The organism is Duncaniella dubosii (assembly GCF_004803915.1).
Classification (GTDB): domain Bacteria; phylum Bacteroidota; class Bacteroidia; order Bacteroidales; family Muribaculaceae; genus Duncaniella; species Duncaniella dubosii.
In genome coordinates, this window is sequence record NZ_CP039396.1 from 2,424,670 (window position 1) to 2,443,576 (window position 18,907).

Annotated in this window: 19 protein-coding genes and 1 riboswitch; of the genes, 8 read left to right on the forward strand and 11 right to left on the reverse strand. The window is 51.1% G+C overall.

Going from position 1 to position 18,907, the window contains the following annotated elements:
• Window positions 1-20: 20 nt before the first annotated feature.
• From E7747_RS10550 to thiD, 8 genes are all read right to left on the reverse strand, one after another.
• Complete coding sequence (locus E7747_RS10550) at window positions 21-296, reverse strand: hypothetical protein (RefSeq protein WP_123615574.1); 276 nt, start codon at window positions 294-296, stop codon at window positions 21-23.
• Between the two features lie 137 nt (window positions 297-433).
• A complete protein-coding gene (gene thiH / locus E7747_RS10555) occupies window positions 434-1,543 on the reverse strand; it encodes a 2-iminoacetate synthase ThiH (RefSeq protein WP_123615573.1) in 1,110 nt (369 codons plus the stop codon).
• Window positions 1,544-1,615: 72 nt separating this feature from the next.
• A complete protein-coding gene (thiC, locus tag E7747_RS10560; RefSeq protein ID WP_136415844.1) occupies window positions 1,616-3,319 on the reverse strand; it encodes a phosphomethylpyrimidine synthase ThiC in 1,704 nt (567 codons plus the stop codon).
• 43 nt (window positions 3,320-3,362) lie between these two features.
• Window positions 3,363-4,139 carry a thiazole synthase gene (locus tag E7747_RS10565; protein ID WP_123615571.1) on the reverse strand — a complete coding sequence of 259 codons (777 nt, stop codon included), beginning with the start codon at window positions 4,137-4,139 and terminating at the stop codon, window positions 3,363-3,365.
• Window positions 4,140-4,189: 50 nt separating this feature from the next.
• A complete protein-coding gene (locus E7747_RS10570; RefSeq protein WP_136415846.1) occupies window positions 4,190-4,831 on the reverse strand; it encodes a thiamine phosphate synthase in 642 nt (213 codons plus the stop codon).
• A gap of 11 nt (window positions 4,832-4,842) precedes the next feature.
• Window positions 4,843-5,421: a thiamine phosphate synthase gene (locus tag E7747_RS10575; protein ID WP_136415848.1), complete on the reverse strand. Its 579-nt coding sequence runs from the start codon at window positions 5,419-5,421 to the stop codon at window positions 4,843-4,845.
• Window positions 5,422-5,445: 24 nt separating this feature from the next.
• Window positions 5,446-5,646: a sulfur carrier protein ThiS gene (gene thiS / locus E7747_RS10580; RefSeq protein ID WP_123615568.1), complete on the reverse strand. Its 201-nt coding sequence runs from the start codon at window positions 5,644-5,646 to the stop codon at window positions 5,446-5,448.
• On the reverse strand, window positions 5,643-6,467 hold the full coding sequence (gene thiD, locus E7747_RS10585) for a bifunctional hydroxymethylpyrimidine kinase/phosphomethylpyrimidine kinase (RefSeq protein ID WP_136415850.1): 825 nt from the start codon (window positions 6,465-6,467) through the stop codon (window positions 5,643-5,645). Before thiD ends, thiS begins: the two co-directional genes overlap by 4 nt.
• A gap of 165 nt (window positions 6,468-6,632) precedes the next feature.
• Window positions 6,633-6,733: riboswitch (TPP riboswitch) on the reverse strand.
• A 230-nt stretch (window positions 6,734-6,963) separates the two neighbouring features.
• Here thiD and E7747_RS10590 point away from each other — a divergent pair.
• From E7747_RS10590 to E7747_RS10620, 7 genes are all read left to right on the forward strand, one after another.
• Entirely contained in the window at window positions 6,964-7,824 is an 861-nt protein-coding gene (locus E7747_RS10590) for a GLPGLI family protein (RefSeq protein WP_136415852.1), read from the forward strand.
• Between the two features lie 80 nt (window positions 7,825-7,904).
• Complete coding sequence (locus E7747_RS10595) at window positions 7,905-10,487, forward strand: TonB-dependent receptor (protein ID WP_168185309.1); 2,583 nt, start codon at window positions 7,905-7,907, stop codon at window positions 10,485-10,487.
• A 30-nt stretch (window positions 10,488-10,517) separates the two neighbouring features.
• Window positions 10,518-11,378, forward strand: a complete 861-nt coding sequence (locus E7747_RS10600; protein WP_136415856.1) for a GLPGLI family protein — start codon at window positions 10,518-10,520, stop codon at window positions 11,376-11,378.
• Complete coding sequence (locus E7747_RS10605; protein WP_136415858.1) at window positions 11,378-12,244, forward strand: GLPGLI family protein; 867 nt, start codon at window positions 11,378-11,380, stop codon at window positions 12,242-12,244. Before E7747_RS10600 ends, E7747_RS10605 begins: the two co-directional genes overlap by 1 nt.
• Window positions 12,245-12,369: 125 nt before the next feature.
• Complete coding sequence (locus E7747_RS10610; RefSeq protein WP_228449138.1) at window positions 12,370-13,326, forward strand: HU domain-containing protein; 957 nt, start codon at window positions 12,370-12,372, stop codon at window positions 13,324-13,326.
• 74 nt (window positions 13,327-13,400) lie between these two features.
• Window positions 13,401-13,925, forward strand: a complete 525-nt coding sequence (locus E7747_RS10615; protein WP_136415861.1) for a nitroreductase family protein — start codon at window positions 13,401-13,403, stop codon at window positions 13,923-13,925.
• A gap of 10 nt (window positions 13,926-13,935) precedes the next feature.
• On the forward strand, window positions 13,936-14,715 hold the full coding sequence (locus tag E7747_RS10620; RefSeq protein ID WP_136415863.1) for a Rossmann-like and DUF2520 domain-containing protein: 780 nt from the start codon (window positions 13,936-13,938) through the stop codon (window positions 14,713-14,715).
• Window positions 14,716-14,828: 113 nt separating this feature from the next.
• Here E7747_RS10620 and E7747_RS10625 read toward each other — a convergent pair whose 3' ends face one another.
• A complete protein-coding gene (locus tag E7747_RS10625) occupies window positions 14,829-16,274 on the reverse strand; it encodes an alpha-amylase family glycosyl hydrolase (RefSeq protein ID WP_136415865.1) in 1,446 nt (481 codons plus the stop codon).
• A 273-nt stretch (window positions 16,275-16,547) separates the two neighbouring features.
• Between E7747_RS10625 and rd the strand changes: the two genes are divergently transcribed.
• On the forward strand, window positions 16,548-16,712 hold the full coding sequence (gene rd / locus E7747_RS10630; RefSeq protein ID WP_123615559.1) for a rubredoxin: 165 nt from the start codon (window positions 16,548-16,550) through the stop codon (window positions 16,710-16,712).
• Window positions 16,713-16,875: 163 nt separating this feature from the next.
• Here rd and E7747_RS10635 read toward each other — a convergent pair whose 3' ends face one another.
• Entirely contained in the window at window positions 16,876-17,649 is a 774-nt protein-coding gene (locus E7747_RS10635) for a prephenate dehydrogenase (RefSeq protein ID WP_136417105.1), read from the reverse strand.
• Between the two features lie 156 nt (window positions 17,650-17,805).
• On the reverse strand, window positions 17,806-18,879 hold the full coding sequence (locus E7747_RS10640; protein ID WP_136415867.1) for a bifunctional 3-deoxy-7-phosphoheptulonate synthase/chorismate mutase type II: 1,074 nt from the start codon (window positions 18,877-18,879) through the stop codon (window positions 17,806-17,808).
• Window positions 18,880-18,907: the final 28 nt, after the last annotated feature.

Here is an 18,907-nt window from a genome sequence, read left to right on the forward strand (position 1 = left end):
TCGATTTTAGCCGGAATTATTTATAGGGTGGTTTTGCCGGCTGTATCCGTGGAGCTGAAGTTTCTTTCAGCAGCCTCAAGGTCTTTCATCTGACGTTTGATTTCGCCCTTGCGTTCATACGCACGACCGATGAGCATGAAAATACCACCGACTAAAATCAGACCGCAGAATGTCAGGGCTGTCACCCATGAAGCGAATGCCACGACTCCTGCAAGCATGGTTATAAGATAACCGATCACAACTCCCATCAGGAGTATAAAACCAATCCAGAATAGACCTTTGCCAAACGATTTCATAATACAAAATAGTTAATATGTGAGTTTTATAAAAATTCCTTTACTATATAAAGGATTGCACTATGAAAAAGTTTTGGATACCGGCGTTTTTGTCTATTTATATCCCTTTGGTATATCTGCTATTGACGACTGATTTGTCAGTCAAACACTTTGTCCCAGTCTTTCCAGACGGCTTCGTATCCCAGACGGCGGATATCGGCTGCGACGGCCTGAGGCGAACGTGGGTCGGACACTTCAAACTGTTCGAGTGCGTCGGGAGTCGAGACATATCCTCCCGGTTCGGTCTTGCTGCCGGCGCTCATGGAGGTCACGCCGAGTTTCATCATGTTGGCTCGGAAAACCGGATCTTCTCTGGTCGAATATGAAATGTCGACATCATGGTCAAACAGACGGAAGGCGAATGTCACCTGAGCCAGTTCGCGGTCGCTCATCACGACCTTTGGCTGGTAGCCTCCTTCGGCGGGACACATGCGCGGAAAGTTGACACTGTAGCGGGTGCGCCAGTAATTTTTACGCAGATATTGAAGGTGGCGAGCCATCATCGCGAGATCCGTGCGCCAGTCTTCCAGTCCGATGAGGACACCCATTCCGATTTTGTGTACCCCGGCCTGACCCATGCGGTCGAAACCGTTGACGCGCCATTCGAAAATCGATTTCATCCCCTTGGGATGATATTTTTTGTAGTTGGCGGCGTTATAGGTCTCCTGAAAACATACCACTCCGTTTAGTCCGCTTTCGACCAGACGGGCGTAGCTCTCGCTTTTCATCGGCATGACTTCGATGGTGAGATTGTTGAAATACGGACGGCACACACGTAGCACCTGTTCAAGATAATCGACACCGTTGAGCGCCGGAAACTCGCCGGATACAATCAGCAGGTTCTCGAACGGTCCGAGTTTTCGGATGGCTTCACATTCGGCCTTCACCTGCTCCATTGTGAGAGTCACACGTGCAAGCGGGTTGTTGTGGTTGAAACCGCAATAGACGCAGTGGTTTGTGCATGCGTTTGAGACATACATCGGGATATACATCGAGATTGTCTTGCCGAAGCGTTCGAGGGTGTAACGGTGGCTCAGTTGCGCCATCTCTTCAAGAAATGGCTCGGCTGCGGGAGAAATGAGCGCCATGAAGTCCTCGACGCTCAGATGCTCCTTGCGGAGTGCCATGCGGACATGGGCGGCCGTGCGCGACTCGATGAAACGTGTGGTCTCGTCCCAGTCATATTTCTTTAATTCGTCAGAAAACATAATCTTGACTTTATCATAATCGTGGGTTCATATATGACGGACAACTCTCCGTCATATATGAACGTGATTGGTTTAATTTTTCGCACAGTCGTCGACGAGCTGCTGGGTGATTCGCATCGCACAGAAGTTCGGACCGCACATTGTGCAGAAATGGTCATCATCCTTATGGCTCTCGACGTAATACTGGCGTGCACGCGCCGGGTCGAGCGACAAGTTGAACTGGTCTTTCCAGCGGAATTCAAAACGCGCCTTGCTCATGGCATCGTCGCGCAGCTGTGCGCCCGGATGACCTTTTGCGATGTCGGCGGCATGGGCTGCGATCTTATATGTGATCACGCCGTTGCGCACGTCTTCGAGATTAGGCAGCGCGAGGTGTTCTTTGGGTGTCACATAGCATATCATCGCAGTGCCCATCCATGCTATCTGTGCGGCACCGATGGCCGAGGTGATGTGGTCGTAGCCGGGTGCGATATCCGTCGTCAGCGGTCCGAGGGTATAGAACGGCGCTTCGTGACACTTGTCAATCTGGCGCTCCATATTTTCACGGATTTTGTGCATGGGGACATGGCCCGGACCTTCGATGAGCACCTGTACATTGTGTCGCCATGCGATTTCTGTGAGTTCGCCAAGGACATCGAGTTCGAGGAACTGCGAGCGGTCGTTGGCATCGTGGATTGAACCCGGACGCAGACCGTCGCCGAGCGACACGGCTACGTCGTAGCGGGCAAGAATCTCGCAGATTTCGTCGAAGTGGGTGTAGAGGAAATTTTCCTGATCGTGAATGACAGCCCATCGGGTCATGATCGAGCCTCCGCGCGACACGATTCCTGTCAGTCGCTCCTGAACCATGTCGGCATGCGCGCGCAGAGCGCCTGCATGGATGGTGAAATAGTCGACACCCTGCTCAGCCTGTTCGATGAGGGTGTCACGGTAGATTTCCCAAGTGAGATCCTCCACCTTGCCGTCGACCTTTTCGAGAGCCTGATAGACGGGGACTGTCCCGACGGGGACAGGGCAGTTACGGATAATCCATTCGCGGGTCTCGTGGATGTTGTCGCCTGTCGAGAGGTCCATCAGAGTGTCTCCGCCCCAGTAGCAGCTCCACACGGCCTTGCTCACCTCCTCTTCAATACCCGATGAGAGTGCCGAATTGCCGATGTTGGTATTGAGTTTAACGAGGAAGTTTTTGCCGATAATCATCGGTTCCGCTTCGGGATGATTGATGTTGGCAGGGATTACGGCGCGTCCGGCTGCCACTTCGTCGCGCACGAATTCCGGTGTGATGTGACTCTTGATGCCGAGGGCTTCGGCATTGTTGTTCTCACGTATGGCAACATATTCCATCTCCGGTGTGATTATGCCCTGACGCGCAAGTGCCATCTGGGTTATATTGCGGCCTTCAGCCGCACGCCGGGGTGCATATCGGTGGGCGAAACGGATTGGGTCGAGACTTTTGTCGGCCTCGCGCATGCGTCCGTAGTCGGATGTAATGTGGGATAGCTGTTCGAGATCTTCGCGACGCTCCAGCCACTCCTCGCGAAGCCGGGGGAGTCCGGCGTTGATGTCTACACTGACATCAGGGTCGGTGTACACGCCGCTTGTGTCATAGACATAGACGGGATCATTTTTGCGGGTCATCTTCTCTCCGTCGATTATCTTGACTGTCGGGGTGAGGTTGACACGTCGCATCGCGACACGTATAGGGTGAAGCTTTCCGTCGATATATACTTTTTCAGAACCCGGATAAGAGTTCACATCGATATTTTCAATTTTCATGCTGGTTTCCGATGGTTATGGTTGTGATGGAATGGCTATGTTTTTACAGATTAAGGAATTCGGTGAGAGGACTTGTGGCAGAGGCGGAGTCTGACACGGTGCCCAGTCCGGCAAGATAGGCTCTGCGGCCGGCTTCGACCGCGAGGCGGAATGCCACGGCCATTTCTACTGGGTCGCCTGCGACGGCGATGGCTGTGTTGACGAGCACCGCATCAGCTCCCATCTCCATTGCGTCGGCGGCGTGGGATGGAGCGCCGAGTCCTGCATCAATCACAACCGGAACACGGCTTTCGCTGATGATGATTTCAAGGAAATCGCGTGTCTTGAGACCTTTGTTTGTTCCGATTGGCGCTCCGAGAGGCATCACGGCTGCTGTTCCGACTTCTTCGAGCCGCTTGCACAACACGGGGTCGGCCTGAATGTAGGGGAGCACCTTGAATCCCTGCTTAGCGAGAATTTCCGTCGCTTTTAAAGTCTCCACAGGGTCGGGCAGGAGGTATTTCGGGTCGGGATGGATTTCGAGCTTTATGAAATCAGTGCCGAAGCAGTCACGGGCAAGGTTGGCGGCGAGGACGGCTTCGTCGGCGGTGCGCACGCCTGAGGTGTTGGGGAGAAACTGGACATGGTCGCGGTTGATGTGGCGCAGCATGTCGTCGTCCTCCTCATGTTCCATGTCAATGCGTTTCATGGCTACTGTAATCATCTGTGATTCAGAAGCAAGGATTGATTCAAGCATGAGCTTGTTGGAGGAAAATTTGCCTGTTCCGACAAACAGACGGGATGTAAAATCCCTTTCCCCTATGGTCAGAATATCATTCATAGGTGGTTACTATATATTGTTATTTTAATGGTTCGGAAGCTTGTCGCGGCTTAGCGCTTGCGGTATTTTTCGGCTGCTTCGTGGATTTTTTCAAGCGCCTGTCGCGTATAGGCTACAGGGTCGGGGGAATTGATGATCGCACCGCTCATTGCTATGCCGTTGACACCGGTCTGCATGATAGCGTCGATATCGTCGATTGTGATTCCACCGATGGCCACGATAGGGAGCAGAATATCTTCTGCACGCACTTCATTGACTATCGCCGCATATCCGTCGAGACCGATGACAGGCGATAGTTTTTCTTTTGTTGTCGTGTAGCGGAACGGGCCGAGTCCTACATAGTCGACATCCCATCCTTTGAAACCCTTGATGTCGGCTGCGGTGTTGGCCGTGCATCCGATGATTGTTTCCGCCCCCATAGTCTCGCGTGCGAGCAGCGGGTTCATGTCGTTTTTGCCGAGATGGACACCGTGGACCGACATTTCCATCGCCAGCTCCACACGGTCGTCGAACACGAGGAAGGCTTCGCTTTCCTGACAGAGCGGAATGATTTCAAGTGCAGTCTGGCGGAATTCTTCGTCGCTTGCGTCTTTCAGGCGAAGCTGAATCCATTTACAGCCGCCTTCGAGCGCCATCTGCACTTCTTCGGCTATCGAGTATTTGTCTGAGGGATGGGTTATGAACTGTAGCATATATTTCTTGTTTATAATTCCTTATTGAGTCGGGAGATAAAATCTGTCATCCGGCCGACGTTCTCTCCCCACGGCAGAGCGCCGAGCATCGCAAAACCTGTGAAATTGTAACGTTTGAGGAAGTCGATGCGTTCGGGATTTACTCCTCCGAGTGCGATGACCTTTGTGGGAGCGCCGCTCAGGCGCAAGAGTTCTTCATGGCTGTAGGCTGCCATGTAGCCTGATTTTGAAATGCTGTCGAACACCGGGCTGAGGGTCACATAGTCCATCGTGCCGCCGGCCATCACTTCGTCGATCGAGTGGCACGACCGGCTCAGTCCTCCGCTGTAGCCGTGGGGCGCGACAGGGCAGCGGCGGTTGAGGTGCAGCCCTCCGAGCCGATAGCGGCTGATGAGGTCGAAGTGGTCGTGAATCACGAGCCGTGTGTGCATCTGAGGAGGGATTGCCTCTATGAGCCGTCGCATATCGGCTGGTGAAGCTGACGGATGGCGCAGGTGAACTCTGTCCCATCCGTTGGTGATGAGGGTGCAGACCATCGCCGCTTCATTTTTCTCGTCGATGTTTTCAGGTGTTATTGCGATTTTCAACATGTGCAGCCGTCTGTCGTGACAGGTCTAACCTCCGTAGAAAGCCTTGATGATTACAATACTGTCGCCGTCGGCAAGTTTTTTCGACGGGCGCAGTATGGCCGGGACTACCGCTCCGTTGAGCGCCGTGGCTATTCCCTGCGGTTTTATATCCTTTGCGTCAAGAGCGTCCTGAAGGGTAGAGCCTTCGGGAAGTTCGAGCGAAACTTCGTTGATTGTTATTTTCATCGTCGGTTGGGATTGAAATTTTTTAGTCTTCGGGGAGAGAAGAAGTGGTTGAGAGGGCCGTGGCCTTTGCCCGTAGTGATCCAAGAACCTTCCTCCAGCGCATGCGTGACATAGAGTTTGCCGAGTCTTACCGCATCGGCAAGGCTGTTGCCGACGGCGAGATATGATGCGATAGCCGAGGAGAGTGTACATCCCGTCCCGTGGGTATTTTTTGTGTCGACGGCATCGGCACGCAGCTCGATTGTCTCATCACGTTCTCCGAGGTAAAGATAGTCGATTTTGAAATCCTTGTTCCCGCTGTCACCACCTTTTATAAGAATGTTCCTGCATCCCATCTCGCGGAGACGGTCGATCTGACGTGTTAAGTCTGTCTCACCTGTCAGGGCTTTGGCTTCGGCGAGATTAGGGGTGACAAGGGTGCTCAGCGGAAATATTTTTTTCACAAGCACTTCGACGGCATCCTCTTCAAGCAACACTGATCCTGAGGTGGAAACCATCACCGGGTCTAATATTATGTTGGCCGGACTGTAACGGCTGAGGCATGTGGCTACGGCATCGGCGACTTCGGCGTTGCAGAGCATTCCGATTTTTACGGCAAGCGGAGTGATGTCGGTCATCACCATTTCAATCTGATCGGTGACAACGGTCGGTGTGACAGGCATGATGGAACGTACGCCTGTTGTGTTTTGCGCTGTTATTGAAGTGATTGCCGACATCGCATAGCAGCCTATGGCCGACATCGTTTTAATGTCGGCCTGAATGCCTGCACCTCCCGACGAGTCGGAGCCTGCAATAGTGAGTACTGGATAATAGGTTCTCATCGCTGTTTTCAAATCATGGATGCACCTCGCGCATACGCAACGGAGGTGGATTTTTATCAAAATGACAAAGCGATGGGTTGAAATGATGTCCTCCCGGCCATTGTTAATTGAAAATGGCCTGTGAGTTCGACGGCTTCCATGACATATTCAGAGTCTATGGCATGAAGCGAGGACAAGTGCAATCCCTTCGGCGGTACTAACCGCATCAGGTTCAGAGGGTATCATCTCAGCGGACTGATAAGTGGCCCGCACCCCTTTGTCACCGCAAAGTTAGGTTTTTATATTTGAATAAGCAAATAGGATGTGGTTGAAAATTTTTTGCATGGTATAACAGTCATACAACCTAATTTTTATCAATATACCGTCTGGGATAGTGAAATATAGTTAAAATTGTGTTAAAAACGTATGTTAAACTTTTTTGCCTATTGCAAATTGGCGGCTATGTACTAATTTTGTTGGTGATTCATATTGTAATTCTTTTTTTTACTATTTTATTATGAATAGGCTTATTTTATTCGTCGCAATTGTCTTTTCTTCGGTAGTGAAAGGATATGCACAGCGCATCGAGCCGAAAGAACCGGCTATGTTTGAAGTGCTTTTCACTAAACATGTCGTGAGGGACACTGTCTCTGAGGTCGAGAAGCATCCATGGCCCGACGCGCAGATGGCCCTGCGTGTAGGCAAGACCTCTGCAATGTTCTACCCGGTGCTTAAATTTTTCAGGGATTCACTTGCCCACTACAATTCGGATCTGTATTGGCAGCTTGACAGGGCAAATTTCGAAGAGGAGCGCAGGACCAAGGTCTGGAAACCGCTCGGTGGCTGGGAGAACGAATATATTTTCAAAAACATGCCCGAAGGTAAGTGGACTGTAGCCAACTACTTCGATATGGAGCGCCGGGTCTATGAAGAGGAGATTGAGACACCCGTGTGGGAGATTGCCGATTCGGTCAAGACGATTTTAGGCTATGAATGCCAGCTCGCCTTCACTGATTTTCGTGGCCGAAGATGGTCGGCGTGGTTCACCCCGGAAATCCCTGTCGCCGAAGGGCCGTGGAAACTCAGCGGACTGCCGGGTCTGATACTTGAAGCCTACGATGCCAAGCGCCATTATGTCTTTACATCTACAGGCATCGTGAAAGACAATCTTGGAGACGTTGGCATCTATATTTTCCGTGACTATTTCAAGACCACCCGCGACAAGTATCTCAACGACCGTTACAAATACATAACCTCCACCACAAGTATGGGCAGCAAGATTGCTGCGGCATACGGGGTAAAGACGAATACAGACAACGCTCCGAAGAAAGTCAAGAGGACGCCCTACGATTTTGAAGAGACTAACTATCCGCATTAATCCGGATGAACCGGGATTGGGATGAAAATATACACTTTTGTGTATTTCCCGTATGGTTTCAACGATGTAATTTTGCCATTATGAAAAAACTCAGTGCTATAATATTGTTTCTTATGTTCATCGTGTCGGGCGTGTCGGCACAGGTGACTGTCAGCGGTATCGTGATTGATAAGGAGGACGGCTCGGCGATGGCCGGAGTCAATGTCACGCTGCGCGACTCACTCAACAAGATAAAGAGCTTCGCCACGACCGACGCGCAGGGGCGCTTCTCGATGAAGACCCGCACCGTCGAGGGTATGAAGGTCAAGGCCACATTCATGGGCTATGGCGAACGGACTGTCACTCCGGTGGCCGACGCTCCGCTGCGCATAGAGATGGAGCCAGCTGCCTTTCAGCTCAAGGAGGTGGCGGTCAAGGCCGACCGTATCCGCGAGCAGGGCGACACGATAACATATCATGTGGCATCGTTCGCCCAGAAACAGGACCACACGATAGGCGATGTGCTAAAGCGCATGCCCGGCATAGATGTAAACAATGCAGGAAAGATTCAATATCAGGGCACTGACATAAATAAATTTTACATCGAGGGCAACGACTTGCTCGGCGGACGCTACGGTGTGGCTACCAACGGAATCGCCCACGACGATATAAAATCGGTCGAAGTGATGGAAAACCATCAGCCGATGCAGGTGCTCCGTGGTCTGAGTTTCTCGGATCAGGCTGCCATCAATCTGAAGGTGAAAAACAGCGCCAAGGCAACATTCATCGCCCACGGCACACTTTCCGGCGGATGGTCTGACCAGCCTGCGGGAGCTCTTTGGAACGGTGAGATATTCACCATGATGGTGATGGGCAAATATCAGATGCTGACCACTTTCAAGGGAAATAATACGGGGCTTGACCTTTCAGGCCAAGTGTTTGACTTCACTGCCGACCGTTCCTCGGAGGAGCTTACGGGCTATACGTCGGTCGGAGCGCCGTCGACACCTAATCTTGCGAGAAAACGCAGCTATTTCAACCGTTCGTGGATGGTTTCTTCGAGCCATCTGTGGAAGACGAAGAAAGGGTCTGACATACGTCTGCAGCTTGACTACAACAATGACCGCGTGACGGCTCAGGGCATATCGGCCACCACATATTTCCTTGAATCAGGCGATAAGGTGATTCTCGAAGACCGCAATTCGCTCAGCCACCGCAACGCCATTAAAGGCAAATTCATCTATGAGGCGAATGAAAAGACATATTTTCTCAACAATACCCTTTCGGCCGATCTTTCGTGGAACGACCTGCGTCTCAACACTACCGGCTCGCTCCCGAATGTCCAGTCGACGCGCAATCCGGAATACTCCGTAACCAACGATCTTAAAATCATTAAGCGTTTCGGCAAAAACCGCCTTATAACCTTCACCAGCCGTAACGAATGGAACTCACTGCCCGAGCATCTCACTGTCAGCCGTGATGGCGGCGAGGCTTACGGACAGCAGGTGAAGCAGTATTCGTTCTATACCGACGAACGCGCATCGTACGGTCTCGTCCTGAATCGTGTGCTTCTTTCGCTCGAAGGCGGTCTTACCGGTTACTTCCGCCACCTTGACACAGATCTGTGGGGAGTCGAGCTTGAAGGCATCACCGGGTCTGAAGGGCTGACCACTGACTATCTGCGTGTATATGCCTCGCCTAAATTCGAATGGAGCCACCGCAAAGTTGAGCTGACGCTCGGTCTGCCTGTCAATTTCTATACCTATTTCTTTTCCGGCGCTCTCGCCGACCGCAGCGAGTTTTTCATTTCGCCGTCGCTCTCGGCCAAATGGAAAATAACCCCTCGCATGAGCCTCAGGTTGAGTGGCAGCGCACGCCGGAGTCCCGCATCGCTCCACAACATACATGATGCGTCTATTCTCACCGACTACCGCACATTCAATTCGGGGACAGACGACTATTATACCTCTTCCGGCCAGGCTGTGTCGATATCCTATATGTTCCGCAACGCGCGCAAGGGGATATTCATCAATGCTTTAGGCCGATATTCATGGAACAGGTCTAAATTCGGCAGTGTCCAGAACATTCTCGGCGACTATATATTCTATTCCTACACTTCACAGCCGTCATCGTCACGCGGTGTTCTTGCGTATGCGAATGTCAGCAAGACGCTTGATTTCATGCGTGGCGCGATAGGTGTCAATACGAACTATAACCGAAATGAGAACAATATGTGGTCACAGGGACTTGCCATGAACTATATCAACGACTCATTCTCTCTCGCTCCTCATGTCAACGGCAACATATCGTCGTTTGTCAACTGGAATTTTCGCTTTACATGGAGAAAGGAGTTCCTGAAAATATCGGAAATGCCGAGACAGACCACCGACAATTTCATCTATTCCGGCAGTCTGACTGTCACTCCGTGCCGGCTTGTGACATGGTCTACTGGCGGAGAGTATTACCGCAATCAGATTGAGGCAGACAACTATAAGAACATGTTTATGCTCGACTCTAAGCTGACGTTCAACATCACCAAGCGTCTTGAACTCTCGGCATCGCTGACCAACATACTTAACCGCAAGGAATATAGCTATACTTCGTTCGGGACCCTGTCGCAATATGAACGTTCGAGCCGTCTGCGCGGACGCGAATTCATGATTTCGGTCTATCTAAAAAAGTAGTGAATAAATCGGATAAAATACATAACATCAATGAGAAAAATAATTCTTTCAGTCCTCATGGCTGCTGCGTCATCATTGTCAATCATTGCAGCCGACTATCCCAAGGCACAGATAAAAGCTGTCTATACCTATAAATATCTGACCCGTCACACTGACGGTCATGATATTGAGAATACAGACAACATGATGCTTCTCGCATCGCCTGTGGCCTCGCGTTTCTTCAGTGTCAACACCGAGCAATATGATTCGCTCATGGCCCGGCCCGATGGCAAAGAAAAATATCAGCTGATGAGCCGTGAGGCCATGAAGGATGCGATTGTCCATGAAAACGGCGAAATGCGCATTGATATGTCGCGGGTGAAAAAACCGCTTGACGGGGTTGCATTTCAGGTCACACGCAAGCCGGATGCAGATGTGCTTGACGTTTATGATTCCATGGCCAAAGAAGATTATGTGTATCAGGTCCCGATGTCCGACCTCTTGTGGGAAGTCGGGGATTCGGTGAAGACTATACTCGGCTACGAGTGTCAGCAAGCCGTCTCCGACTATCATGGACGCAGATGGACCGCATGGTTTGCTCCCGATGTGCCGGTGTCGTCAGGCCCGTGGCAGCTTATGGGACTTCCCGGACTTATCATGGAGGCTGAGAGCGATGGAGGGGAGTATAGTTTCACTATCACCGGACTTGAGGCTGCTGACTGTCCGATAACCCCGCGTCCCGGCGAACGTGACCTGTTTAAGACTACACGCAAAAAATTTCTTGCCGAGAAACGTGACAGACACCTGAATCCTGAAAAATATATGCCGGGTGTCACGCTCGTAAACCGAGACGATGCCATGAAGGCAGCCCTTTCCCATGACTTAATTGAAACAGACTACAAAGATAAATAATGAAACGTATCATATTTATCACGTTCTCACTCCTCACAGCTTTTGCCTCGCAGGCAGCCGACTATCCCAAAGCACAGATAAAAGCTGTCTATACCTATAAATATCTGATCCGTCACACTGCCGGCCATGATATTGAGAATACAGACAACATGATGCTTCTCGCATCGCCTGTGGCCTCGCGTTTCTTCAGTGTCAACACCGAGGAATATGACTCGCTCATGGCCACACCTGACGGTCAGGCGAAATATCAGGAGCTGATGCGTAGTGCGGTTTCAACAGCTCTTACAATTGAGAACGGAGCTTTGTCGATTGACAAGACAAAAGTTAATGTCCCGTCGAGGGGTAAGGCTTTTCAGGTTACGCGTCGCGAGGGTGCGGACATACTTGATGTCTGCGATCAGGCTGCAAGGGAGGATTATGCCTATACAGTTCCGATGTCCGACCTCGTGTGGGAAGTCGGAGATTCAGTCAGGACAATTCTTGGATATGAATGCCAGCAGGCGGTGACCGACTATCATGGGCGCAGATGGACTGCATGGTTTGCTCCCGATGTGCCGGTGTCGTCAGGCCCGTGGCAGCTGATGGGGCTTCCCGGACTCATCATGGAGGCAGAGAGCGATGGAGGTGAGTATGCTTTTATCATAAACAGTATTGAAGCGACCGACCGTCCTATCACACCGCGTCCCGGTGAACATGAGTATATCAGAACCGACCGTATAAAGTTTCTGCGTATACTCGACGATATACGCAGAAATCCTGAAAAAGCTTTTCAGGGTTTGAAATTCGAGGTCAAACTGACGAACCGTTCCGAGTCTATAAAGGCAAAAACCGCGCATGATCTGATTGAGACGGATTATAAACAATGATATTTAATTTTATCGGACAGCAATAATAAACAATCGTCCTGTTCCTGAAAAAATACGGTGGCTTTGCCGATGATTTTTTCCTGTCCCCGTTTGCAAGGTCAGTGGAAGTTTAGTAACTTTGCAGTGTGATCGACATAGCGCAACATATAGAATACTTACTTATGCACCACGAATGTGTAGTGGTGCCCGGTTTCGGTGCATTCATGCTCAACCATGAATCAGCGCGTTATGATGCCAAGACACAGCGTTTTCTCCCTCCTTCACGGACTCTCGGCTTCAATCCGGAAGTCCGTCACAACGACGCTTTGCTGCTCGGAAGCATCTCGCGCCGGGAAGGTGTGAGCCTTGAAAATGCACGTTTGACTCTCGATGCTTCAATAGCTGCACTTCGCGGACAGTTGCAGCATTGCGGAGAAGTGGTGATGGGACATCTTGGCGTGTTCACGCCCGGTGTTACCTCTGAATCGCCTGTCTTTAACCCTTCTGACGATTCTCTCGCAGTCCGTCGTTTCGACGGACTGCAACCTCTGAATATAGTCCCGCTTGACTATGAGGAGAAAGTCGAGACCGAAGCTTACGGTTCAGAGCCGTCGGCCAACGATCCTGTGGTGATACCTTTCCCGTTAAAGATTGTCGCCTCGGTTGTAGCTGTGATTGTCGGGCTTGGCATTCTTTATTCGACGACAAGCCTTGTGAGCGGTCCGCGTGTGAATTTCGCATCGCTTGACACCGGCATAAGCTCGCGTATCGAGCGGGTGATTGATTCGACGGTCTCTGTCTCGCGTGAAATATTGCTCAACATCGCCATGCCTCCTGCAGAGGATGATGAGGCGGTGACAGTTGCCGCGACGGCTCAGCAGACTGCGCCGATCGGACGCTATATCCTTGTGGTCGGCTCGTTCCCGACCGAGAAAGCGGCCCGGAGTCACATCGCTCAGTGCAAGGACGAGGCGATGAAGATTATCGAGATGGACAGCAATTATCGCGTCTACGTGGCATCTGCTTCCGACATCAATGAAGCTCAGTCGCTTGCATCATCACTTTCGGAGCGTTATCCGGGAGTCTGGGTGTGCCGTCGCTGACGATGGATTGCCGGTCTTGAACGCCATAATTTATTCCCCCCTCATTATTCCCTCATTCAGATTAGACTTAAACTATGGATTTCCAGCAACTTCTCATCAACCGCAGAAGCATACGCCGTTATACCGACGAAAAAATTGACCCTGAGCACGTAAAGCTCATTCTTGAGGCCGGTTTGCTTTCACCTACGTCAAAAAGCTCACGTGCGTGGCAATTTGTCGTGGTCGAAGATTCCGACATGCTTTCACGGCTGGCCGACTGCAAGCCTGCAGGCGCGATGCCAGTGGCCAAGTGTCCGCTTGCGGTCGTGGTTGCTGTCGACACTACATCGACAGATCCGTGGATTGAGGACGGATCGGTTGCCGCATCGTTCATGATGCTTCAGGCTGCATCCCTCGGTCTGGGTTCATGCTGGATTCAGGTTCGCGGACGCTTCACAGCCGACAATATCCCTTCGGAGGAATATGTGCAGGAAGCGCTCGGAATGCCTGAGACCTGTATTCCCGTCTGCATCCTCACATTCGGTCATAAAGACGAGGACCGTAAGCCTCAGGATCTTGAAAAACTCAAATGGGAGAATGTCCATATAGGGAAATTCTAACAGATTCTTTATGATAAAACCGAAGATAGTAATGGTCGGAGCTGGAAATGTGGCCTCACATCTCGCTCCGGCTCTTTCTTTTTCAGGAGCATGCGAAGTGGTGCAGGTCTACAGCCGGCACATTGAATCAGCATTGGCTCTTGCCGACAGGATTCCCGGAGCGACGGCCACGGCTGATGTCGGAGCTGTCATCCCTGATGCGGATATCTATCTGATCAGCGTGGCCGACGATGCCATAGCCCAGCTTGCCGAGGCTCTTCCAAAAGGCGATGCTCTTTATCTTCACACATCAGGCTCTGTCGGCATGGAATCCCTTGCGGGACTTTCGGAACGCTATGGGGTGTTTTATCCCTTGCAGACATTCTCAAGGGATGTGGAGCTTGACATGGCTGAAGTCCCGCTTTTCATCGAGGGTTCGACGGATGAGGTTGAGTCGGAGATACGCGGATTTGCCGGACAGTTGTTCCGTTCGGTCTACCACGCTGACAGTGATACCCGAAAGAAGATGCACATCGCAGCCGTGTTTGGCTGTAATTTTACGAATTATCTATGGACTCTTGCTGCCGAACTTCTCGCGCGCGATGGTCTTCCGTTCGAAGTTCTCCGGCCATTGCTTGAGGAGACCTTGCGCAAGGCGTTTGTCAACTCTCCGGCAGCCTCGCAGACAGGCCCTGCGGCGCGTGGCGACCGCCGTGTGATCGACGGCCATCTCTCATTGCTCGATGGCCGTGAAAAAGAAATCTATAGCTTGCTGTCTGACTGCATAATGTCACGCCGTAGCAATAAATGACTGATAAAAAGAAAAAACGAGACAGCCCCGTATGCCATTGAATCAGGTATGCGGGGCTGTCTCGTTGCCGGGATATCCGATATTGCTCTTTTCGGGATATATCTTGACGGAGTCTACTTTATCTTGATGAATACCGGTTGCCATGCTTTAAGGCTCACTGTTTCATCTGTGGTGGGTAGTGGGAGTTTGGTGTCGGCATCGCTGAATATGATGCAGACCTGATTGCCGGTCGCCTTGTCGGTTTTTGTCACTACGAGGACATTACAATCCTGAGTAGGAGAGACAGTATAGAAACTTGCCTCCCCGCGCCACATTGCAGGGTTGGCTTTGCGGAAGTCCATAGCTTTGGCGATATAATCTTTCAGCTCATTTTCTCGGGCATTGCGCGGCGAAAGGTGGCCAGTGGTGCGTGCGATGTTGTCTTTCTGCGCCCCTTTCGAGTCGCGGCTCATGTCGGCATACTCGTCGCCGTAGTAGAGGGTGATAGGTCCAGAATAGGCTGCGAGAATCGCATGGCGTGTCATAAGTTTCTGATAGAACAGCGGGTCGGCCGGATCGAAATGGTCGGCAAGACGGTAGCCGTCATGATTCGACAGAAAGAGGTTTGGCATCACCGAGTCGTTGAGGTATCCGCGCGAGGTCGGAGGTGAAAGCATTGTGATGACATCGTTCCAGCCGTTTTCAAGACCTTCGGAGTCAATAGCCTGCATAGGACCGCTGATGCGTTCCTTGCCGTCGAAATCGAATGCGCTTTTCAGACCTCCGTCCTTGTAGACACCATTGTTGATGACATCAGCTGTGCCCCAGTCTTCGCCTACGAGATATCCGAGAGTCCCCCAGCGTTCTCCGCGAGCTTTTCGCGTGGCCGTAACCGAGTCGACAGCTTCGCGGATTTCATTCCAGTAGTTGTGGCCGCCCTGTAATGCCTGATATGCCTGGTCGAGACGCCATCCGTCGATGCCGTATTTGTCAATGTAATATGTCGCAAGGTCTTTGAAATATTCGAGAGACTGGGGATAGACCACGTTACCTTTGCCTCCGCTTTCGCCACGGTCGCTGAAAACCCATTCAGATGTGATTTCGTGTCCGTTGGGCGAGGGAGATGTCACTCCGCCGTGATGGCCGAACACTCCGTCAAGAATCACGTGGATACCTCTTTTGTGGGCTTCTTCAATCAGTTCGCGCAGGTCGGATTCAGTTCCGAAGTGCGGATCGATTTTAAAATAATCGTTTGTGAAATAGCCCGTAGCCTGTAGTTTCTCACCTCCGTCTGCGGTCGAGCTGTCAAAAACGGGTGTCATCCAAAGAGCATTCGCCCCGAGGCTTTTGATATGGTCGAGAGAGTTTATGATACCGCGTAGATTTCCGTTTTTAATCGCATCGTCTGGTCCCCACATGGCAGTGTAGCCCGGCGCTCCGTCGGGGGAGTGTTGGAACGAGGCAACCATTACCTGATAGATTATCAGTTCGCGCGGATCTTTGACCGGTTCTGAGGCATGTCCCCACCGCACACCGAACAGCGATGCCAGCAGGCTTAGAAAAATCAGTTTTAATTTCATTGTCGGATTTCTTAAAATTGGAAAGGTGGTGAAAAGAAATATGTGTAATGATAAAGTGTAATATCTTCTTTATGCGTAAAATTACTTGAAAAATATGAGATATGCAATAAGTGGCGGAAATACGGCCGGGAAATATAAGTCGTTTTTGGATTGTTAAACTTTTTATTCGGTATCGGTGTTCAATATATATGATTTATATCACGATTCAATTATTGAATAATATTTAAAATCACACAATTAATAAATAGTTTAATTTTTTTTATTTGAGAGATTATGGATAAATATGTTTGCACTGTATGCAACTGGGTTTATGATCCAGCAGTAGGTGATCCTGACAATGGCATTGAGCCGGGTGTTGCATTTGCCGACCTTCCTGACGACTGGACATGTCCTGAGTGTGGTGTCGGAAAAGATATGTTCGAGCCGTTGTCGGAATAATCCCCGTTACGGTGTATAAACGACAAAAAAATCAGTCCTTTTCCCGGTTGGGGCATGAGGGCTGATTTTTTGTCGTTTAGCCGTGAAGCAATAACAGGCCGGACTGGTATCCTGACCGAAGGCTCGACGCTACTGTGCGGCTATCTGATGTAATGGGTGATAGTTATCTGATATGTTCACGAACTCGCGCGAGGAAGGCTTTCATGTCATTGCTGTCGCGGCGTTTGATAATGTCGAGAAGTTCAGCCATCTGCTGCTGGATTTTTTCAATCTGCTGCGGAGTGTTGGGATTGAAGAGGATTTCGCTGACAAGGAAATCGTCTTCCGACATGAGCCCGCGTGCAATCTGCATGTGGCGCTTGAAGGTTGTTCCGGGTGCTTCCTGATGTTTCATGACTCCGGCAAAAGCCAGTGTGGCCGCAAACGGAATCGACAGCGAATAGGCTATGGTCTCGTCGTGTTCGGTAAAGGTATATTCGACAATGTTGAGATGAAGACGAGAATACAGGTCGCGGAAAAACACTTTGCCGAGATGGTCGCCTTCGCTGATTATGATGGCGTTTTCATTGCTGAGGTTGCTCAGCGAAGCGAATGTCGGCCCGAACATGGGATGGGTGCTGACGAAGGGATGGCCGCATGTGGCATAAAATTCCGGCAGTCCGGTCTTGACCGATGCTATGTCGCTTATGATACATGAAGGTTTGAGGTAGGGGAGGACGGCCTCAAACGACTGTAGCGTGTATTTTACAGTCGAGGCGTTTATTACCAGCTGAGGTTCAAATTCCTCGATTTCGCTAAGTTCCTTGAATCGGAGGGCATTGAATGTGAATCGAAGCCGCTGGTGGTCGGGATCGTATACGGCTACTTCGTGGTCAAACGAGAGGAGGTCGCAGAAGAAGCTGCCCATTTTGCCTGCTCCGAGAATCAGTATTTTCATCTCTGTCGTTATGTGGACGGTTGTTAAATCTGGTGGTTGGTAGGGGGAAGTCGTTTTCTCAGGGTCTTTCATTTGCCGGTATCCACTTCTCCGTGGCGGTCATAGATTGAAGGACGGGAGAAAACAACTTCTAAGACCTTGTGTGTGGATGTCGGCCTACTTCTTTTCAGTCAATTCGACCTGTAGTCTGACAGATTCCTCATGAATGGTAGAGAGAATCTTGCTCATGAATTCCTCGTCGACACCGGCTGCTGCTGCTGTCTTCACACGGGTGTGCATGATGTCGCCGTAACGTCCGGGCTGCACGATAGGCATGTTGTGGTTCTTTTTGTATTTACCGATTTCGCGCGAGATGTTCATACGCTTTGCAAGTATTTCGACGAGGTCGTTGTCAAGCTGGTCGATCTGACGGCGGAGCTGCGCGAGGCTTTCGGTAGGTACAGGTGCGTCGCGGTAGACGAGGTTGTCGAGTATGACACCGAGCACTTCAGGGGTTATCTGCTGGTTCTTGTCGCTCCACGCACAGTCCGGATTGCAGTGGCTTTCGATGATCAGGCCGTCGAAGCCCATGTCGAGTGCCTGCTGCGAGAGCGAAGCGATGAGTTCGCGTTTGCCTCCGATGTGGCTGGGATCGCAGATTATGGGAATCTGCGGGTAGCGTATGCGGAGTTCGAGGGGGATGCGCCACTGGGGATGGTTGCGGTAGATGTGTTCGCCGTAAGTGCTGAATCCACGGTGGATTACGCCCAGACGGGTGATGCCGGCGTTGTAGAGGCGTTCGAGCGCTCCGATCCACAGTTCAAGATCGGGGTTGACAGGATTCTTTACAAGCACGGGGATGTCGCGTCCGCTTTCGCGGAGCACGTCGGCGATTTCCTGCATGGCGAAGGGATTGGCCGATGTGCGCGCTCCGATCCACAGAAGGTCAAGGTCATATTCGAGGGCGGCTTCGACGTGGCCTCGGTTGGCGACTTCGGTTGCGATTTTCATGCCGGTCTCCTCACGAACTTTGTTGAGCCATGCGAGGCCGGGGACGCCGACACCTTCGAACCCTCCGGGTTTTGTGCGGGGTTTCCAGATTCCGGCGCGATATATCTTTACTCCCGAACGCAAGAGTTCGCGTGCGGTCTGCATGACTTGTTCCTCTGTCTCGGCGCTGCATGGGCCTGAAATTATAATCGGTTTGGTGAGTTCCACTCCGTCGATTGCGAGCGGTTTGATATTTTCCATAAGATATATGTATTGTCTATGTATAAGT